This window comes from Microcoleus sp. POL10_C6 (assembly GCF_036701585.1).
Lineage (GTDB): Bacteria > Cyanobacteriota > Cyanobacteriia > Cyanobacteriales > Microcoleaceae > Microcoleus.
In genome coordinates this window covers 79,029-97,192 of sequence record NZ_JAUBRB010000007.1, presented here as the reverse complement: position 1 = coordinate 97,192, position 18,164 = coordinate 79,029, and the positions used below count along the sequence as shown (strand labels likewise).

Annotated in this window: 7 protein-coding genes; 3 read left to right on the top strand and 4 right to left on the bottom strand. The window is 44.5% G+C overall.

From position 1 onward, the window contains the following. Nucleotides 1–82: 82 nt before the first annotated feature. Complete coding sequence (locus QUA34_RS06105) at nucleotides 83–1,468, bottom strand: lipid-A-disaccharide synthase-related protein (RefSeq protein WP_333321962.1); 1,386 nt, start codon at nucleotides 1,466–1,468, stop codon at nucleotides 83–85. 228 nt (nucleotides 1,469–1,696) lie between these two features. On the opposite strand from QUA34_RS06105, the gene QUA34_RS06100 reads away from it, so the two are divergent. Further along, nucleotides 1,697–2,260, top strand: coding sequence for a Uma2 family endonuclease (locus QUA34_RS06100; RefSeq protein ID WP_333321964.1), 564 nt, complete (start codon nucleotides 1,697–1,699; stop codon nucleotides 2,258–2,260). 84 nt (nucleotides 2,261–2,344) lie between these two features. Here QUA34_RS06100 and QUA34_RS06095 read toward each other — a convergent pair whose 3' ends face one another. From QUA34_RS06095 to QUA34_RS06085, 3 genes are all read right to left on the bottom strand, one after another. Next, nucleotides 2,345–7,540: a PAS domain S-box protein gene (locus QUA34_RS06095; protein ID WP_333384866.1), complete on the bottom strand. Its 5,196-nt coding sequence runs from the start codon at nucleotides 7,538–7,540 to the stop codon at nucleotides 2,345–2,347. Nucleotides 7,541–7,949: 409 nt separating this feature from the next. Continuing rightward, entirely contained in the window at nucleotides 7,950–9,242 is a 1,293-nt protein-coding gene (locus QUA34_RS06090) for an ATP-binding protein (protein ID WP_333321969.1), read from the bottom strand. A 183-nt stretch (nucleotides 9,243–9,425) separates the two neighbouring features. Beyond that, nucleotides 9,426–11,744, bottom strand: a complete 2,319-nt coding sequence (locus QUA34_RS06085) for a tetratricopeptide repeat protein (protein WP_333321971.1) — start codon at nucleotides 11,742–11,744, stop codon at nucleotides 9,426–9,428. Between the two features lie 160 nt (nucleotides 11,745–11,904). On the opposite strand from QUA34_RS06085, the gene QUA34_RS06080 reads away from it, so the two are divergent. Further along, complete coding sequence (locus tag QUA34_RS06080) at nucleotides 11,905–14,451, top strand: glycosyltransferase (protein WP_333384863.1); 2,547 nt, start codon at nucleotides 11,905–11,907, stop codon at nucleotides 14,449–14,451. 136 nt (nucleotides 14,452–14,587) lie between these two features. Further along, complete coding sequence (locus tag QUA34_RS06075) at nucleotides 14,588–18,094, top strand: glycosyltransferase (RefSeq protein WP_333384860.1); 3,507 nt, start codon at nucleotides 14,588–14,590, stop codon at nucleotides 18,092–18,094. Nucleotides 18,095–18,164: the final 70 nt, after the last annotated feature.

Genomic DNA, 18,164 nt, shown 5'->3' with positions numbered 1-18,164 from the left:
GAAGTTAGTAGTTAGCCAACGAGATTTTTGTTTAAAAAGTAGAATTAAAGATATTTGGTAGGGACAAAACATTGTTTTGTCCCTAGTCTATTGCAGGCAATTGAGAATTGCTGCATTCACCGCCGAACCGCTGAATTAAACATTCGGCAATTCTGGCTGCTGCACCAGGTTCTCCCATGCGACGCCAGCCATTTTCAGCGATTAGCTGCAACCTGTCGGGGTCGCGGAGCAAAGACTGCACGGCGCCGGCAACTTCGGCGGGATGTTTGACTAAAATTAATGACGGGCCTAACAGGCGACTTTGAGCTTCTGCAAAAGCGAAAGTAAATTGCGGGCCGTTTCCGGGAATGGCGATCGCGGGTTTTCCTAAACCTACAAATTGTTCTGTAGCCGTTCCTGCCATTGCTATTGCTAAATCGGCTTCGTACAAACAATCGTTAAAACTTTGCTGAGTCAAAATCATCGTGGCGTTTCTCTGCACAAATGTCATGGGCAATAGTAAATTAGGAGATTCTTGCTGCATTTCTTGAGCGCTAGAAACGGGAGGTCGCAAAATACTTCCTTCTCGCCGCTGCGTTCTAATTTCGCCGTCTTGTCGCCAGCCGAAAAATTCTAAACTAGGTCGCAAAGCTTCTAAGTTTAACTGGGGAGAAATGGCTCCGAAAAATAACAATTTGCGATCGGCAAACAGCGATAAAATTCCGGCTACAGCCTCTACTATTAGCAGCCAATTAGCATAGGCTTCCGGCGCTCTAGAACCGGGGAGTAAGGTGATGATAAGCGATCGCTCGATTTCCCGAAACTCTGCGTCAGGGCCGTAAAAACCGGCGGGGTTTTCCGGTTCGAGTCCGTCCATCATCGGGTTTCCGAGATTGTAAGCGGGAATTCCCAGCTTTTGTAAAGTCTCGGCGGTCAGCGCGTCCCTGGCAAAAACGGCCCGACAGCGCGATCGAGTCATCAACCAGCGCTCCCAAGGCAAATAAACCGATCGCGACCAATTCCACCCACCAAAGACCCTGGATTTGCGAGCCAGAGGCCCGTCCTCGTCCCGCAAATAATACTCGGACTTGGCAGTACCGACAAAGGCATAGGGCGCGCCACTGAGCCAAGCAAACAGCAGCGGTACAATATCCCCGCAGGCTAAAATAACGCCGTCTTGATTCCCAGACTGTTGTTGGGTCCGCACCCAAGCGCGGATGGCTTTAAACTGAGCGATTGTCAACTGCAGCAGGCCGCCTTTGACATCGCGCAAAAATTCCCTCCCGTCCATGTAAATAAAGCCGCCCGAAGGCATCCGCTGCACCGGGCCGATGATGCGGGCGTTTTCTAGTTGAGCGAAAGCTTGCCCTTCACCCACTAGCGGAAACACGGCTAATTCTGGCGGATGCGGGTGCTGTTGCAGTTCCTGCAAGATGCGAAGGGCGATCGCGTCTTCTCCGTGGCCGTTACTGAGGCAAAGTAATTTCAATCCCAACTCTCTCAAAAACTGTCTCTCATATTATCGGGCATTGGGCATCGGGCATGGGGTATGGGGCATGGGGCATGGGGCATTGGGCATGGGGCATGGGGCATTGGGCATACCTCACTTTTTTGAGAACTACTATATAGCGGAAAAAATGAAGTAAGTAGACCCGCACGAGTCGGGGACTTTTTGGTAAAATAGCAGATGAAACTCCTATTTTATAGGTAAAATTGGATGGTACAAACCCTGCCAAAATCTTTGACACTCCAAGAGTTTCTGAAGTTGCCAGAAACCAAACCAGCCAGCGAGTACATTGACGGTGAAATCATTCAAAAACCAATGGCTCAAGGAGAACATAGTGTCATTCAAGGCGAGTTGACAAGCGCTGCTAATACTGCTCTTAAACCTCAAAAGGTGGCGCGAGCATTTCCAGAACTACGGTGCATTTTTGGCGGTCGAGCGATCGTTCCCGACGTGACTGTATTCACTTGGGAGCGCATTCCCCGTAAAGAAAATGGTGGTGTGGCAAATGTGTTTGCGATCGCCCCGGATTGGACAATTGAAATCCTCTCCCCCGACCAAAGCCAAACTAAAGTTACTAAAAATATTTTATATTGTCTCAAACATGGAACTCAAATGGGTTGGTTAATCGATCCAGAGGAGCGATCGGTTTTTGTATATCGGCCGACTCAATCCACGGAGGTGTTTGACGAACCGGAACAGTTATTGCCCATGCCATCTTTTTCCAGGGAATTGCAACTGACAGTAGGAGATTTATTGGGTTGGCTATTAGAGTGATATCATGTCCGATCGAGCGATCGCACATGATATCACTACTGACCACTGACCACTGACCACTGACCACTGACTACTGACCACTGACTACTGACCATCGATATATTGCTTTAAAGTATTCCGAATTTGTTTGAGCTGAAATCCCTTAGCAAGTTGGCGCAGCTTCGAGACAAACGGCATTAAATTAGGTTCTAAACTCTCCAGCTTAGCACTCTCATCAAAAATTTCTTCAATGTCGCCCATAGCTGCGAGTTTCAAAAGTTTTACTACCGACTCAGAAGCCGCAGGTAACAGAGAAGAATAAGCAGGAAAATCAGAGGCTGGTGACAAACTGGGAGGTTTGCGCTTTTTGTTTTCCGAAGATTCCCCATAAATCCATTCTAGTCCCAAACGCACGCGCAACTGTTCCAAAAAGTGATTTGCTTCGATCGGTTTGGGAAGAAAAGCATCGTACCCTGCGAGGATGCTATCTTGCTGCGTAGCCTCGAAAACGCTAGCTGACATAGCGATTAACACAACATCTTTTACTTCCGGCAACTGCCGCAGTCTTCTTGCCGTTTCTAAGCCATCCATTACAGGCATCCGCAAGTCCATTAAAATGACATCTGGTTGAAATTCAACTGTTTTGCAGAGGCATTCTTGACCGTTTTGGGCCTCTGCAACCTCAAACCCCAAACGCAGCAGCAGCCTGCACAACAAATCGCGATTCTGTTGATTGTCATCCACGATTAGCACTTTCCGCTTGTTGCCGATAAAACCGACAAGCCAGCGTTTTTCCTGCAAAGGAGACACCTCCAAGTACCGTTTAGCTGCTGGCAATTCTATATCTACCCAAAAAGTGCTGCCTTTTCCTAAAGTGCTGTGGACGCGAACTTCGGTACCCATTAGTTTCGCTAATTTCTGGGTAATCGAGAGTCCGAGACCTGTACCTTCAACAAAGGTATTGCCTCCTACTTGGTGGAATGGAAAAAATATTTCTTCTAACTTGCTTTGGTCTATTCCCGTGCCGGTATCCTCGACTTGAAAGCGGATTTTTAAAGCGTGTTTGGCTGCGATCGGATTGTGGGCGAAGCGCATATAATTTTCTTTCAGTTCCGAACTCAAAGTCGAGAACTCATAATTTTCTTCTTGCCCTCGATTCCAGGCCCCTGTGCCGACATAGCCGACTTTGAAAGTCACACCGCCGCTGTTAGTAAATTTAACGGCATTGCTGAGTAAATTTATGAGAATTTGGCGCAGTCTTTTTGGATCGACACGAACGCAGCTAGGCAGGGGAGATACTTGTTCGTAATTGAAGGAAATTTCTTTTTGAGAGGCCCGCATCTGAAAGAGATCAGCAATGTTTTTCATGAAATTTATAAAATTTAACTCTTCCGGGTAGAGTTCCATTTTTCTAGCTTCAATTTTGGAAAGATCTAAAACATCGTCGATTAACATCAGCAGGTGTTGACCGCACTGTTGAATATTGCTGAGACTTTCTTGGTGATCAGAGCTTAAGTCTTTGTCGGTTTTGAGGATTTGAGTGTAACCTAAAACGCCGTTTAAAGGCGTGCGTAGTTCGTGGCTCATATTCGCAAGAAATTCGCTTTTGGCGCGGTTGGCGCTTTCAGCAGCTAATGCAGCTTGTTGGAGGGCAGATTCTGCAAGTTTGCGATCAGCAATTTCGGTTTGTGCTTGTTGAAATAGCGTGGATTGCTGGATCGCGATCGCCAATTGCACGCACAATTGTCGGAGGGATTCTATTTCTGAGGAATCCCAGGAACGGGGGCCACTGCAATCGTGGGCGATCAGGAGTCCCCAGAGCTGATTTTCTGCCGTCGGTTGCACTTGGGAAATGCTTTCTCGTGCTTGTAGAATCGGCACTATTAAGTTAGCTTTAACTTCTAATTGTTCGAGGAATTTAATGTGACATTCGGTCATATTTTTAGCGTAAATATCTTCTATAGCACGAATACAGCCTTGCTGGTAAATCTCAACAAATCTTTCTCTAAAACAGCCGTCAAGATTGTTAAAATCTCGCATCGAAATTCGATTATGTGCCACGGATTCCACAACTACAACGCCGCTCCAGTCTGGATTAAAGCGGTAAATAACTGTGCGGTCTGTTTGCAAAAATTGCCGCACTTGTTCGACAGCAGCGGTGAGGATTTCTTCTAAATTGAGGGAGGAGCGAATGCGATCGAGCATGGCAACTACCAGCCGCTCTCGCCTTAATTGGTGCAGCAGCGCCATCTCAGCTTGCTTGCGTTCGCTGATGTCGGTAATTACTCCCACTAACCCGATTAAATGACCAGTTTCATCTTTAATGCCGTCGGCGCGAAATAAAGTTGTTACCAGTTCGTTGTTTTTAGTGTTGATTTTGAGTTCGCCTTGCCAAGATTTGCCTTTACGGATCGTTTTAAACATTTCTAGCAGCACTTTAGTTTGAGGGTAAATTGCTGTTAATCCGCCTGCTGTGTTTAGTTCTTCTGCGGTGTAGCCGTACTTTTGAACAAAGGCTTGATTGTGGTAGAGCGATCGCCCTGTCAAGTCAGCAATGCCGATCGCATCGCTGGTGCTTTCCACCGCTTGAGTAACTCGCAGCAAATCTAATTCTGCTTGTTTGCGATCGCTAATATCAGTAATAGTGCCAATATAGCCTTTAATCTCCTGCTTGTCTCCGATTTCTGCAATTGCCTGACCGATCACCCAAATTACCCGACCGTCTGGACGCTGAAAGCGGTATTCTGATTTAAAAGGAATTTTCTCACTAATTGCTCGATGCCATTCATTTTTTACCCGCTCGACATCATCGGGATATATGGCATTCATCCAGCCAATTTCTGCTGCTAATTCTGCGTTTAATCCCGTAATTTCGCTCCACCGTTTATTCACATAAAGGCAATTTCCCAAGGTGTCGGTATGGAATATACAAACTGGCGATGCTTCGGCTAAAGTTTGGTAGCGGCGCTGGCTCGATCGCAGGGCTGACTCTACCTGTTTTCTATTAGTTATATCTCGGACTATAGAAATAATTTCGCCACCGGCAAGCATGGTCAGTGACAATTCTTGCGGGAACTTAGTACCGTCCCGACGCTGACCGATCGCTTCTATATTGCAGTACCCTTTTTGCAGGAGCATCGGCATTATTTGGATTTCAAAAAATAAATTTTCTGCTTTGCTGTAGAGCATTTGCCATTTCTTCCCATACAGTTCGCTAGGGCTAGCCAAGCCGTACATCTTGAGATAAGCGTCGTTGGAATAAATACATTCTTTATTATTATTAAAAATGGCGATTCCGTCATAAGCAGCGGCCATTGCTACTGCTTGTCGCTGGAGTTGGGACTCTGCTTGTTTGCGATAGGTAATGTCGTGACCGACTGAGTAGATTAAACCTTCTTCACTAAATGGCGATGATGTCCACAGGAAGCATTTGTAAGAACCATCTTTGCAGATGTAGCGGTTTTCAAAGGAGATACTGGACTTACCCGCGATTAGTTTTGCTCCTTCGGCTGCCGTGACTTTTCGATCGTCTGGATGAACAAATTCGATCATTGGCTTGGCAAACAATTCACTAATACTGTAGCCTAAAGCTGTTGACCAAGCTGGGTTTAAACGTTTAAAATGACCGTCAAAACCTACAATACAAAGCAAGTCTAAGGAGATGGTAAAAAAACGATCTCGCTCTGTTTGTGCCTGCTTTAATTCAGTGATATCCATCACTAAACCGTCCCAGAGAATATCGCCTTCGTTGCCAGATTTGCTCTCATTAGTGAGCCTTTCTGGTCTCGCAGCTCCTTGCAGCCACTTAACTTTTCCAGATGGTAAAGTCTGCCGCCACTGCTGCTGCCAAGGTTCCAGCGTAGTGGCTGAAATTGCGATCGATGCTTTTAAATCTAAGAGATCGTCTGGGTGAATTCCGCTGGAAATCAGTTCCGCATTTTGCTCTATTGCTTCTGCCTCTAATTCGTAGAGTTGCCGGCTGCCTGAAGAGATGTAGGGGAAAGACATTTTTCCAGTGGCTGACATTCGTAATTGATAAATTATTCCCGGCAGATTAGCTACCAATTTTTGAAAGCGAGCTTCGCTTTGTTCCAGGGCTTTTTGTTGCTGCCTATATGCGGTAAAATCTCTAATTGTACCCACTATTACTTTACTACCATCTGCTATTTGGAAGACGCTTTTTTTTGTAGAAATTATGTGTTCTTTCCCGGCAGAGTCTGTAAATTTTTCTTCGGTTTCCAAGCAGACACCCGTTGTCAATACTTCTTCATCTTTTGTCCAAAAAACAGCAGCTTCTGATTGGGGGAAAAAGTCATAATCTGATTGGCCCATCAGTTCTTGTCGCGATTTGCCGACCAACTGACAAAAAGCATCATTTAATATCATCCAGCGGTGTTGCTCGTCTTTGACAAAAATTGGGTCTGGCGTAGCATTTATGGTGTGGTTTAAAAATTCTTCTGACGCTTTCAGTTTGGCTTCGTAGCGGTAACGATCGCTCACGTCCAACACTACTTCGATTATCCGGTCGATAGACCCGTCCAGGCGACGGATGCAGCGCCGGGAAACTCGCGTGTGAACTATTCCGCCGTTTTTTCTGAGCCACCTTTTGTCTAAGATGTAACCGTCGAGCCTACCTGCTAACATCTGAGAAAAATTTTCACAATTCGCCTCCAAATCTTCTGGATGAGTCAACTCTAGCCAATTCTTTTGCACGAGTTCGTAGCGCTCATAGCCCAGCAAATTGCACAGGGCATCGTTAACTTCTATCCAGTGGCAATTTAGAGGAATTTCGCTGTCAATAATTGGAGCGATGATGGCAATGCCGATCAGGGAATTTTCCACCACCGAGCGATATTTTTCTTCACTTTTTCGCAAAGCATCTTGACTGTTCTGGCGTTCTATGGCGTAACGGAGCGATCGAATTAACAGTTCGCTGTCGATTTTTCTTTTTACCAAATAATCCTGTACGCCGACCGCAATCAACCGCAGGGCAAGTTCTTCGTCGTTTTGGGCGGTCAGAACTACGATCGGCACATTTACCCCGTACTCTTGTACCCGAGCCACCGTCTCGATTCCCAGACTATCTGGCAATGAAAGGTCTAATAAAATTATGTCAAAAGTTTCTTGATTCAATCGCTGCTGCGCTTCGCTGAGACGCTCTACTTTCGTCAGCACTATACGCTGCGCGCCGCCAATTTCTGACAGCAAATCTTCAATCAGCTCCGCTTCATGAGGGTTGTCTTCTACTAACAGAACTTTAAAGCAGATAGGAGGCAAAGCTAAGTTAAAAACTGCTTTCATAATATTTATTAATCAAAAAAATGTTAAACTAACTTGAATTTTACCTTTTATTTTCAAGGCAGTCATTCAATTGCACGTACATATACATTGACCGTCAGATTGGGGAGGGTAAGCAAGCGCTACAAAAATTTTGTTTAATAATTAAAATTATATCACGCACCAACTAGACTGTCAACGGAAAATAATTTTTATTATAACTGGGCATTTATACCAGTTTAAAAAAATGCAACTATAGCCCATCTCCCCACCCCGATAGTCACATTCCTTCCCAATTCTTTACTGCTTTCATCGGCCATATTCAATAGTATTACCTTCTAGATTATATCTTCTAGGTTAGGATTTAGAATATAGAAAGTAATTAATTTTACCTCCCTTATAGATTATAACTGTGGCCGAAGTTATGTCTCTATTAAGCGAGAGTAAAGTAAAAAGTTGAACCTTGCTCCGGTTCCGATTTTACCCAGATACATCCGCCGTGAAGTTCCACAATTTTTTGACAAATTGCTAAACCAATACCTGTCCCAGAATATTCTCTTTGAGTGTGCAAGCGCTGGAAAATTTGAAAGATGCGTTTTTGATGCTGGGGAGCAATCCCAATTCCATTATCAGAGACAGAAATTAACCAGTTTTCCTCCTGTTTACAAGCGGCAATATGAACCACAGGCGGTGCATCGTGGCGATATTTAATCGCATTGCTGACTAAATTTTGAAATAGCTGTACGAGTTGAGAAATATCCCCCATTACCCAGGGTAATTCGCTGTAGGTGACAACGGCTTTAGTCTCGCGGATCGCCCCTTGCAAGTTCGCGAGTGCTTGCTCGACTGCGTGATTACAATCTGTCATTTGAAAAGGTTTCCGACTCCGGCCAACGCGCGAATATTCGAGTAAATCGTCAATTAAAGTTTGCATTCTGGTGCAGCCCTGAACGATATTGCCGATAAACTTACTACCTTGGCTGTCGAGTTGGTCTTTGTAGCGTTTTTCTAAAAGTTGAGCGTAACTGGCAATGGTTGCTAAAGGTGCTTGCAAGTCATGAGAAGCCACATAAGCAAATTGTTCTAGTTCTGCATTTGAACGCGCCAATTCTTGGTTAGATTTTAATAGAGCAGATTCGGCGCGCTGGCGGTGGGATATCTCTTGTTGGAGTACCAAATTTTGCTCTTGCAGAGCTTTTTCAACAGCGCGACGGGTGCTGATTTCTTGTTGCAAGATTTGGTTTTTTTCCTGAAGAGTTTTTTCGACGGCTAAGCGGCTCGTGATTTCTTCTTGCAGCAGCATATTTTGTTCTTTTAGCTGCTTTTGTAAATTCCGCAGGCTAAGGTGACTTTCGATGCGGGCGAGCACTTCTTCAAACTGAAATGGCTTGCTGATATAGTCAACAGCTCCCACAGCAAATGCGTTTACTTTGTCGAAAACTTCATCTTTAGCGCTGATAAAAATTACCGGGATTTCGCGAGTTTTAGGCTCTAGTTTCAAGTGCTGACAAACTTCATAACCGTTCATTTCCGGCATCATTATGTCGAGCAAAATCAAATCTGGTGGATTAGAATTGCAGGCTCTCAAAGCCATTTTTCCGTTAATCACGCAGCGGGGGGTGTATCCCCTCTGAGTCAACATCGTAGACAACAGACGCAGGTTTTCTGCTGTATCGTCTACTACTAAAATGTTTCCTAACGGCGTCCCTGGTTGCTGATTGTTCATTGATTATTTCCCAGTTCCTGTTTTATTCACAAAAAATGTTGGCAGCTATTTTATTTAGGACTTACGGAAAACACCCGGTTTCTAGTAGGAATATTGGGGAAAGAAAACGAGGAATCCGCTCATAAACCGGGTGTTTAGGCGTTTGTGCACAAGCAAGTCCTCTTATTATTCGTTTAGCAATCCTCAAATCCCCAGCAGCAGAGTCAGAGCATTATTGCTCCAAGTCAATCCTTTGTCTAAAACTTTAAATCCCGCGACTTCGCACATAGCTTCTAAAGCAGTAGCTGTAGGCAGCCACCAGCACGCCGCAAAATTGTTCATGTCAAAAACTGCTTTCTCAGTTATCCCTATAAGTGGGTTGTTGTTGATGTATAGCTGCCAATAAGCTGTTAAAATAGCTCGTTCGGCGTCGTCCAAAGCGGGAATAAACATTACTCCAGAAGGGGGAAGTTCATAGCGTCCTAACTCATTCTCTATAACTTCTTGGGTAATAGCTGAAGTGAAAACTAAATGCTCGCGAGTTATCTGACGCAAGGCAACTAAAATCTGCAACGGATGGGGGTGATGGTACAAAACTCCTGCACAGTGAACTACATCGTAAGGTTCGCCAATGTCTGCAAGTTGAATCTGAGTGATATCTTGATTGATACAGTGATAATTAGCAATATTTAAACTTGTCATCCGATCGTGAAAATCTTGCCACCAGTTGAGGGATGCCGGCATGGCATCAATCATTGTCAGAGAAACTGCACCGTATTTGCTAGCTACAGATACTTTTTCGCTGACTGTTCCCCACAAGCCGCCGACTTCTGCAAAAGTCTTGCCTTTGACTACTCGGGCAATGTAGCGATCGCGAATATCCTTAGCCTCTAACTCTAATAATAGAGTAGATTCCCCTGTTTGACGCTGTTTTTCTAAAATCTCCTCTAATTTGGGGGATATTTCTGGATCTTTTGGTCTAATTTCTAATGCCATCAAGTACAACATTATGGCTTCGTTAAGCCGATCGCTCTCAGCAAACTTTTGGGCGATTTCGCAGTAAAATTCAGGAGCGTGCTGCGGCTGCATTTCGTGGTGATAGTAGCTAGTTGCTACATCTGAATCTACCGGAGTTCTTTTAATTACAGCCTCACCTAATTTTATGTAAATTCCCGGTAGAGACGGCTCGATTTGAATCGCACAAAGGTAGGCGGAAACAGCATCGTTCCATGCGTGACTTCCACTCAAAGCATCGCCTAAATTGTAATAAGACCAAGAAATAGTAGGATTAAGTTCAATAGCACGTTGGTAAGCGGTAGCTGCGGCTTTCCACTGTTGGGTTTTTAACAGCGCTTCTCCTAAATTGTGGTAAGTCCAAGAGAATTGTGGATTGAGTGCGATCGCCCGCCGATAAGCGAGTGTTGCTTCTGCAAACTTTTGAAGTTTAACTAAAGTCAAAGCTAATTTATAATGAGACCAAAATAAATCTGCATTTAGGGCGATCGCCCGTTCGTAGGCAACCTCAGCTTCTGACCACTTTTCTAGCTTAAAAAGAGCATCTCCTAACTGGTGAAAAGCTGCGAAGAAATTCTGGTCTACTTCAGTAGCGCGCTGGTAAGCTGCGGCGGATTCAGACCATTGTTCTAATCGATCGCAAGCTGCACCGATGCTGTAGTAAGACCAAGAATAATCCGGGTTAATTTCAACAGCCGTGCGGTAGGCTATCGCAGCTTCTTGCCATTTTTCTAAATTGAGCAGCACGCTGCCTAAGTTGTAGTATGACAAAAAAGAATTGGGATTTAAATCAATACTTTTTCGGTAGGCAGCCTCCGCTTCGCGCCAGAGTTCCTTAGCTTGTAAAATATTGCCTAATTTGTAATGAAACTCCGAAATATCCGGCTGGAGTTTAATAGCTTTGCGGTAGTTAACAATAGCTTCGTCCCACTGTTTCAAGTTGCTAGCAGCTTCTGCTATTTTACAATAAGCTTCGCAACAACTGGGGTTTAAAAAAATGGTGCGGTGGTAACAAACTAGCGCTTTTTCGGGTTTATTTTGGGTCAACAAAGTATTACCTAAATCGAGATATTCTTCTGCTATTTCTATCGGTTCCACGATCAGTGCTTGATACCAACAGTCTGCTGCTTCTTCAGCTTTGCCGACTTGGGTAAATATCCGGCTCAAATTACGGTAAAATCCTGCAAAGTTTGGTTGCAGGGAGATGGCTTTTTGGTAACAGGCGATCGCCTCTTGCCACTGTTCCAATGTAGCGCAGAGAGTGCCGAGGTTAGCAAAAGCTTCGGCAAAATCGGGTTGCAGGGCGATCGCAACTTTATACCAATACCTTGCGTCTTCTAGTTTACCCTGAGCTTGCAGCGCCTTTCCCAAGGTCTTGCAAGTCTCTGCAGAGTTGGGTTCAGAGGCCAAAACTTGTTGGCAAAGTGCGATCGCCCGATCGAAGTTGCCTGTTGCTAAATAAAGTTCTGCCTGTTGCTGAAAATTCACCTGCGCTGTTTCCGAATTCATTTTTTATTTTCCTTTTGAGTTATCATTCCATGTAAAATTATATGCTACACTTTGCCAAACTTCAAGTTTCTGTAAGTAGAGCTAGCGAGCTGAGAATCGTTCTGAATTTCCGCGAGATTAATATAAACTAGACATTAATAGGTTAACAGCGAGCTAAATAATGTCACCAGTCAATCCAACACCGCTAATCAGCGTAATTATACCTGTATATAATGGCGATCGCTACATCGTACAAGCGGTGGAAAGCACCCTAGGTCAAACTTTTACTAATTTGGAGATTATAGTTGTAGACGATGGTTCCACAGATCGCACGCAGCAAGTATTGCAGCCTTATTTTGACAGAATTCGCTACATATACCAGGAAAATCAAGGAGTAGCAGCCGCCCGAAATATTGCTTGCCAACTAGCGCAAGGCGAGTTTTTGGCATTTCTAGATGCCGATGACTATTTCCTACCATCCAAGCTAGAGAAACAACTAGCTTGCTTTGACGCTGACCCCACCTTAGATATGGTGCAAACAGGTTGGCTGATCGTCGATGAAACCGGGCGAGAGATTTCTGCTGTCAAGCCTTGGCAGCAAGCGTCTAAATTAGATTTAGAAAGCTTTATTCTCTATAAATGCGTGCGACCGAGTGCGATGATGCTGCACCGAAAGTGGTGGGAAAAATTGGACGGTTTCGATGCTAAGTTTCCACTAGCAGAAGATTTAGACTTTGCCTTGCGTTTAGCTTTAAAGGGGTGCAAAGCAGTTTGGTTAGAAGAAACACTTACCTGTTATCGCCAGCACAATTCTAATCTCATGTCAATCGGTTTTCGCGTAATGAAGAATATAGAAATTGTGATGAAAAAATTCTTCGCTCGACCCGATTTACCTCAGTCAATCCGGCAGTTACAAAACCCGGAACGCTATCAATGCTTAAAGTGGCTGGCATGGCGGATGTATCGCGACGGTCATCTAGCAGAGATGGCACAGTGTTTAGAAGAGTCATTGCAATATACGCCTTTTTCGCCCACAAAAACAGTTTTGAATTGGCTAGAAAGTTTTCAGATGGCTTCGGAAGAATATGGTGAAAATTTTGACGCTTATTCGCTGAGTAAGTTAGCGGAATGGCAAGAGATTATTATGATGGTGATGACTAATCCACCCCAATCTCAACAGAGTTATATTCCCACACATTCAAAAGCGCAAGCGCACATTTTACTCTACAACACGGACGATCCGGGAGTGGGAGGATTAGCACAGTACAATCATGCCATTCTTTGTCAGTTAGCCTTGTTAGGCTATCGAGTCACTTGCGTGCAAACCAAACATTCTAGCCCCTTGCTGGAGCGAGAAAGAGAGTTAGGTATAGAACACTTGTGGCTGGATTTTAGCGGTCATAAAGATTTACAGCGGGTGTTAAGAAATACTCAGGATGCACGAGAGCTTTTTGCTAGCAATCAACCGGATATGATTATTTTTAGCGATGGTTGGCCATTTTCCAATTTTGCAGCTAAACAGGTAGTTATTGAAATGGGAATACCATACATGATGGTGATGGGATTAGTTATGCCAGAACACGCAACTTTTGCCTGCGGGGATGTAGTGCCTTATGTAGAAGGAGTGCTCTACCACTGCCTGCAAGCTAGAGCCTTGATTGTTGGCGCTTACGAACATTTGAATTTATTATGCCAAGATTTCAAGTTGCCAAAAGAGCGAGGACAAGTGATTTACTTGGGGCGTTCTCCCAAATATTTTGCACCTCCTAATGCTGCGGCTCGTCAACGCCTGCGACAAGAAATAAACATTCCTGAAGATGCGATTGTCTGTTTCACATCGGCTCGATTGGCATCGATTAAAGGGCATCGATATCAGATTGAAGCCATCAAGCAGTTGCAGCAGTCTCCGGTGTGGTCTAAACTGTATTTTGTGTGGGCAGGAACTGGTGAGGGAAGCGCTGACAATGTAGAAATAGAATTGAGGGAAACTATTAAAGAGTTAGGGGTGAGCGATCGCATAAAGTTGATCGGACAGCGCTGGGATATCCTAGATTGGCTGGATGCTAGCGACATATTCATTTTGACTTCTCTGGCAGATGCAGCGCCTTCTCTTGCAGTTATGGAAGCGATGGCTAAGGGATTGCCGGTAGTTGCAACGGCTGTGGGCGGCATTCCTGAAGGGCTTGGCGATACTGGGAAATTGTTGCCCGATCCGAATACCGATCCAGAGGGAACCGCAAGGAAATTGGCGCAAACTGTAGAATCTTGGGCAATGAATCCAGAATTGCGACATCAAATCGGTCAAGCTTGCAAGCAGCGGGCCGAGAAAGTGTTTAAAGAGGAACGGATGTTGGCAGAGTCGATGGAGGCGATCGAAAAAGCTTTAGTTTGCGATGATCGCCAAACAGATCCATTTGTTACTCAAAAAAAGGTGCAGAGGTCAATGGCGAAAATAGAAAGCCTGGTCAACTACAGCTCTTTAGTATGGAATGCTTGGCAGGCTTACTGTCAAAAAGATCTAAGCGGAATGCAGAAGTCGCTTCAAAAGTCTTTGAAGTACACACCTTTCTTGAGTACAGAAACGCTATTAAACTGGGTAGAATATTTTGGCAATTTTTCGTCAGCTCAAGGGCATAAATTAGATACATACTCTCTAATTAATTCAGCAGAATGGCAACAATTAGTCGAGGAAGTACAGGGTATTGAATCTGTATTTTATGCATGCTAAAATACCCGATTTACCTTTTAAATTCGGATTGCTGTCAGCAGTAGAATTGCATCTGCATTCTGCCTGACCTCTGTTACATCCGTTACATCCGTTTCAGAATCCTTTCCCGAACCCTTCCTTATCAGCAATAAAATTCATGTCAATGGCAAATCCGACACCGCGAGTAAGTGTAATTATTCCAGCATATAATGGCGATCGCTACATCGCGCAAGCGGTAGAAAGCGTCATCAGCCAAACCTATAAAAACTGGGAAATTATCGTCGTAGACGACGGCTCAACCGACGACACCCCCCAAGCATTGCAGCCTTATTTTGACAAAATTCGCTATATTTATCAGGAAAACCAAGGAGTAGCCGCCGCCCGCAACCGAGGAATTCAGGAATCCCGAAGTGAATTAATTGCTTTTTTAGATCAAGATGACTTTTTACTGTCAGATAAGTTGGCTGGACAAATTGCGTTATTTGACGCTCAGCCATCACTAGGAATTGTGAATAGTGGCTGGCGAATGGTTAAAGAGCAAGGCGAAAGTATTTTCGATGTAACACCCTGGGAATACTTGCCTCAGCTAGACTTAAAAACCTGGATTGTTTATATGCCCCTACTTCCCAGCGCCATGATGTTTTCGCGGCAGTGGCTGGAACGAGTTGGTGGCTTTGATTCTCAGTATGATTCAGTAGATGATGCCGACTTAATCTTGCGTTTAGCACTATCTGGTTGCGAAGCTGCTTGGTTGCCTCAAGTGACAGTATGCTACCGCCAGCACGGGCAAAATGTGTCCATCCAGAGAGCGCTAAAACAGGCCAACCTTTGTATTAAATTAAAGCAAAATTTCTTCAGTCGAGCCGACTTGCCAGAGGACATCCGCCAATTAGAAAATCAGGCGTTGTATGAAGCTCTGACATGGATGGCGTGGCAACTTTACTACAGCGGCTATCCGGCAGAAATGACTGACTATTTGCAAAAATCTTTAGATTATACCCCGTACTCCCTGACAGCAACTATAGCAGATTGGGTAAAGCGCATTACTGAAATTGCTAAGACCTACGGTTGCAACATTGATGCCATTTCTCTCAGACAATTACCAGAATGGAAACAGTTAATGACTACTATTATGACTCAAAAAAAAGTGCGCGTCAGTGTCATTATCCCGGCTTACAACTGCGAGCGCTACATTGTCAGAGCCTTAGAAAGTGTTCTGAACCAGACTTATCAAAACTGGGAAATTATCGTCGTAGACGACGGCTCAACTGACAACACTCGCCAAGTTTTATCACCTTACCTCGATTTAATTCAATACATCTATCAAGATAACCAAGGAGCAGCAATTGCTCGAAATCATGCTTGCAAGTTAGCACAAGGGGAATTTTTAGCTTTTCTAGATGCTGACGACTTCTTCTTACCTGAAAAACTAGAAAAACAAGTAGCTTGCTTTGACGCTGACCCCACATTAGATATGGTGCAAACAGGTTGGGTTATCGTTGGCAAAAACGACGAAGGCATCTATGGAGTCAAGCCTTGGGAAGAAGAACCAAAATTAGATTTAGAAGCCTTTGTTTTCTACAAATCCGTGCGTCCCAGCGCAATGATGCTGCGGCGAGAGTGGTGGGAACGCTTGGGCGGTTTCGATCATCGCTTGCCGCCAACCGAAGATTTAGATTTTGTGCTACGTTTAGGTTTAAAAGGCTGCAAGTCAGTTTGGTTAAAAGAGATATTAACCTGCTATCGTCAGCACGACAGCAATATCATGTCTAACGGCTCCAAATTAATGAAAAATACCGAAATTTTGATGGAGCAATTTTTTGCTCGGCCAGATTTGCCTCAGCACATCCGTGACTTGAAACGCGCGGAACGTTACAAGTGTTTCGTATGGATAGCATGGCGGATGTACCGCGACGGATATTTGCCAGCAATGGTCGAATGTCTGGAAAAATCTCTGTATTACACTCATTTGACAGGTACTGAAACTGTTTTTAATTGGCTGGAAACTTTTAAGGGGGTTTCAGAACAGTACGGCTACAACTTTGATGCCTATGCCTTAACCAATTTACAGGAATGGCAAGACATAGTGGCGATCGCAGCGAACAATCCTTATCAGTTTCAATCGGCTCCCAGTTCGACTTCTAGGCAGCCAAGACAGCACGTACTCCTGTACACAGAAGACTCAGGAGTCGGCGGTTTGGCTCAGTTCAACCACTCGCTGATGTGTAAATTAGCTGCGGATGGCTACCTAGTAACCAGCGTTCAAAGTCAAGCTTCTAATCCTTTAATTACCGAACAAAAACAGCTAGGTATCGAACATATTTGGCTAGAGTTCGACACGATGAAAGAGTTTTTGCGAATAGCTTACAATTTGGATGATGCTCAAAAGATTTACGCCCAGGCTCGACCGGATTTAATTATATTTAGTGACGGCTGGCCGATGGCTAACTTTGCAGCAAAACAAGTTGCGATCGAGCAAAATATACCCTACATAATCAGTCTGGGTTATATCAATCGCAATTATGAGACCTTCGATCGCGGCGATCAAATTCCCTATTTCGATGCAGTTGCCTACCAGTACATTGTAGCCAAAGCAGCAGTAGCGGTTTCCCACGAGAATTTAAACTTGTTCCAAAGTCTATTTAAAGCACGTCTCGAACGGGGCAAAGTAATCTATTATGGCAGACCAAATAGTTATTTTGAGCCACCGAATCTTTCAACTCGCCAACGCCTGCGTCAAGAACAAGGAATCCCCGAAGATGCTGTTGTTTGTTTCACGGCGGCGAGATTGACTCCAATTAAAGGATATCAGTATCAATTGCAGGCGATCGCCCAATTGAAAAATCGTCCAATATGGCCCCAAATTTACTTTGTGTGGGCTGGGCCTGGGTCTACTACTCACGACAATCTGGAACCTGAATTAAGAGCAACTGTGAGCAAATTGGGAGTAGAAGAACAGGTTAAATTCTTAGGACAGCGCTGGGATATTGCCGATTGGCTCGACGCCAGCGACATCTTTATTTTATCTTCCGAAGCTGAGGGAATGCCACTAGCAATTATGGAAGCAATGGCGAAAGGATTGCCCGTAATTGCCACAGCCGTCAGCGGTATTCCCGAAGAATTGGGAGACACGGGAAAGTTACTGCCCGATCCTACAATCGATCCAGCAGGAACAGTAAAAGAGTTGGTAGAAACGGTCGAAATATGGGCAGAAAATCCCGAAGCCCGCAGGCTTGCAGGACAATCGTGCAAAGCGCGAGCCCAAGAATTATTCAAAGAAGAACGGATGCTTCGGGAATATGGAGAAATAATTGAGCAGGCATTTGTAAGTGACGATGAGAGCGACAGTTTCTCTATTAGTCCGAAACTCAAAAAGCAGGTACAGCAAGTGGATAGCCTGCTGAAATACTATTATTTAGTGTGGAAAGCTTGGGAAGCTTACGAGCGGGGAGATATGTCCGCGATGGTGAATAATTTGCAATCTGCTTGGGCCTGCACACCTTATTTTACCACAGAAACTATCTTTGATTGGGTGAAAAATTTTGGTATTTTTGCTGCGGAGAAAGGAGTTCCGTTCGATGCCAACGAGCTGATTAACTCCCGATCGTGGCAACAAGTGATAGGATTAATACAGGGTTTTGAAGTGTTTTCATCTGTTCGTTAAAATAGAGCTCTTGCAGCATTCTTAGGAACGGGCAATATCCCCATTCCACAAACATCAACCAAAGAAAAGA

What these genes read in the sequence shown, in the direction of transcription:
- QUA34_RS06100 (WP_333321964.1), top strand. Translation starts at nt 1,697, where the DNA reads ATGGTACAAACCCTGCCAAAATCTTTGACACTCCAAGAGTTTCTGAAG.
- QUA34_RS06095 (WP_333384866.1), bottom strand. Translation starts at nt 7,540, where the DNA reads ATGAAAGCAGTTTTTAACTTAGCTTTGCCTCCTATCTGCTTTAAAGTT.
- QUA34_RS06090 (WP_333321969.1), bottom strand. Translation starts at nt 9,242, where the DNA reads ATGAACAATCAGCAACCAGGGACGCCGTTAGGAAACATTTTAGTAGTA.
- QUA34_RS06085 (WP_333321971.1), bottom strand. Translation starts at nt 11,744, where the DNA reads ATGAATTCGGAAACAGCGCAGGTGAATTTTCAGCAACAGGCAGAACTT.
- QUA34_RS06080 (WP_333384863.1), top strand. Translation starts at nt 11,905, where the DNA reads ATGTCACCAGTCAATCCAACACCGCTAATCAGCGTAATTATACCTGTA.
- QUA34_RS06075 (WP_333384860.1), top strand. Translation starts at nt 14,588, where the DNA reads ATGTCAATGGCAAATCCGACACCGCGAGTAAGTGTAATTATTCCAGCA.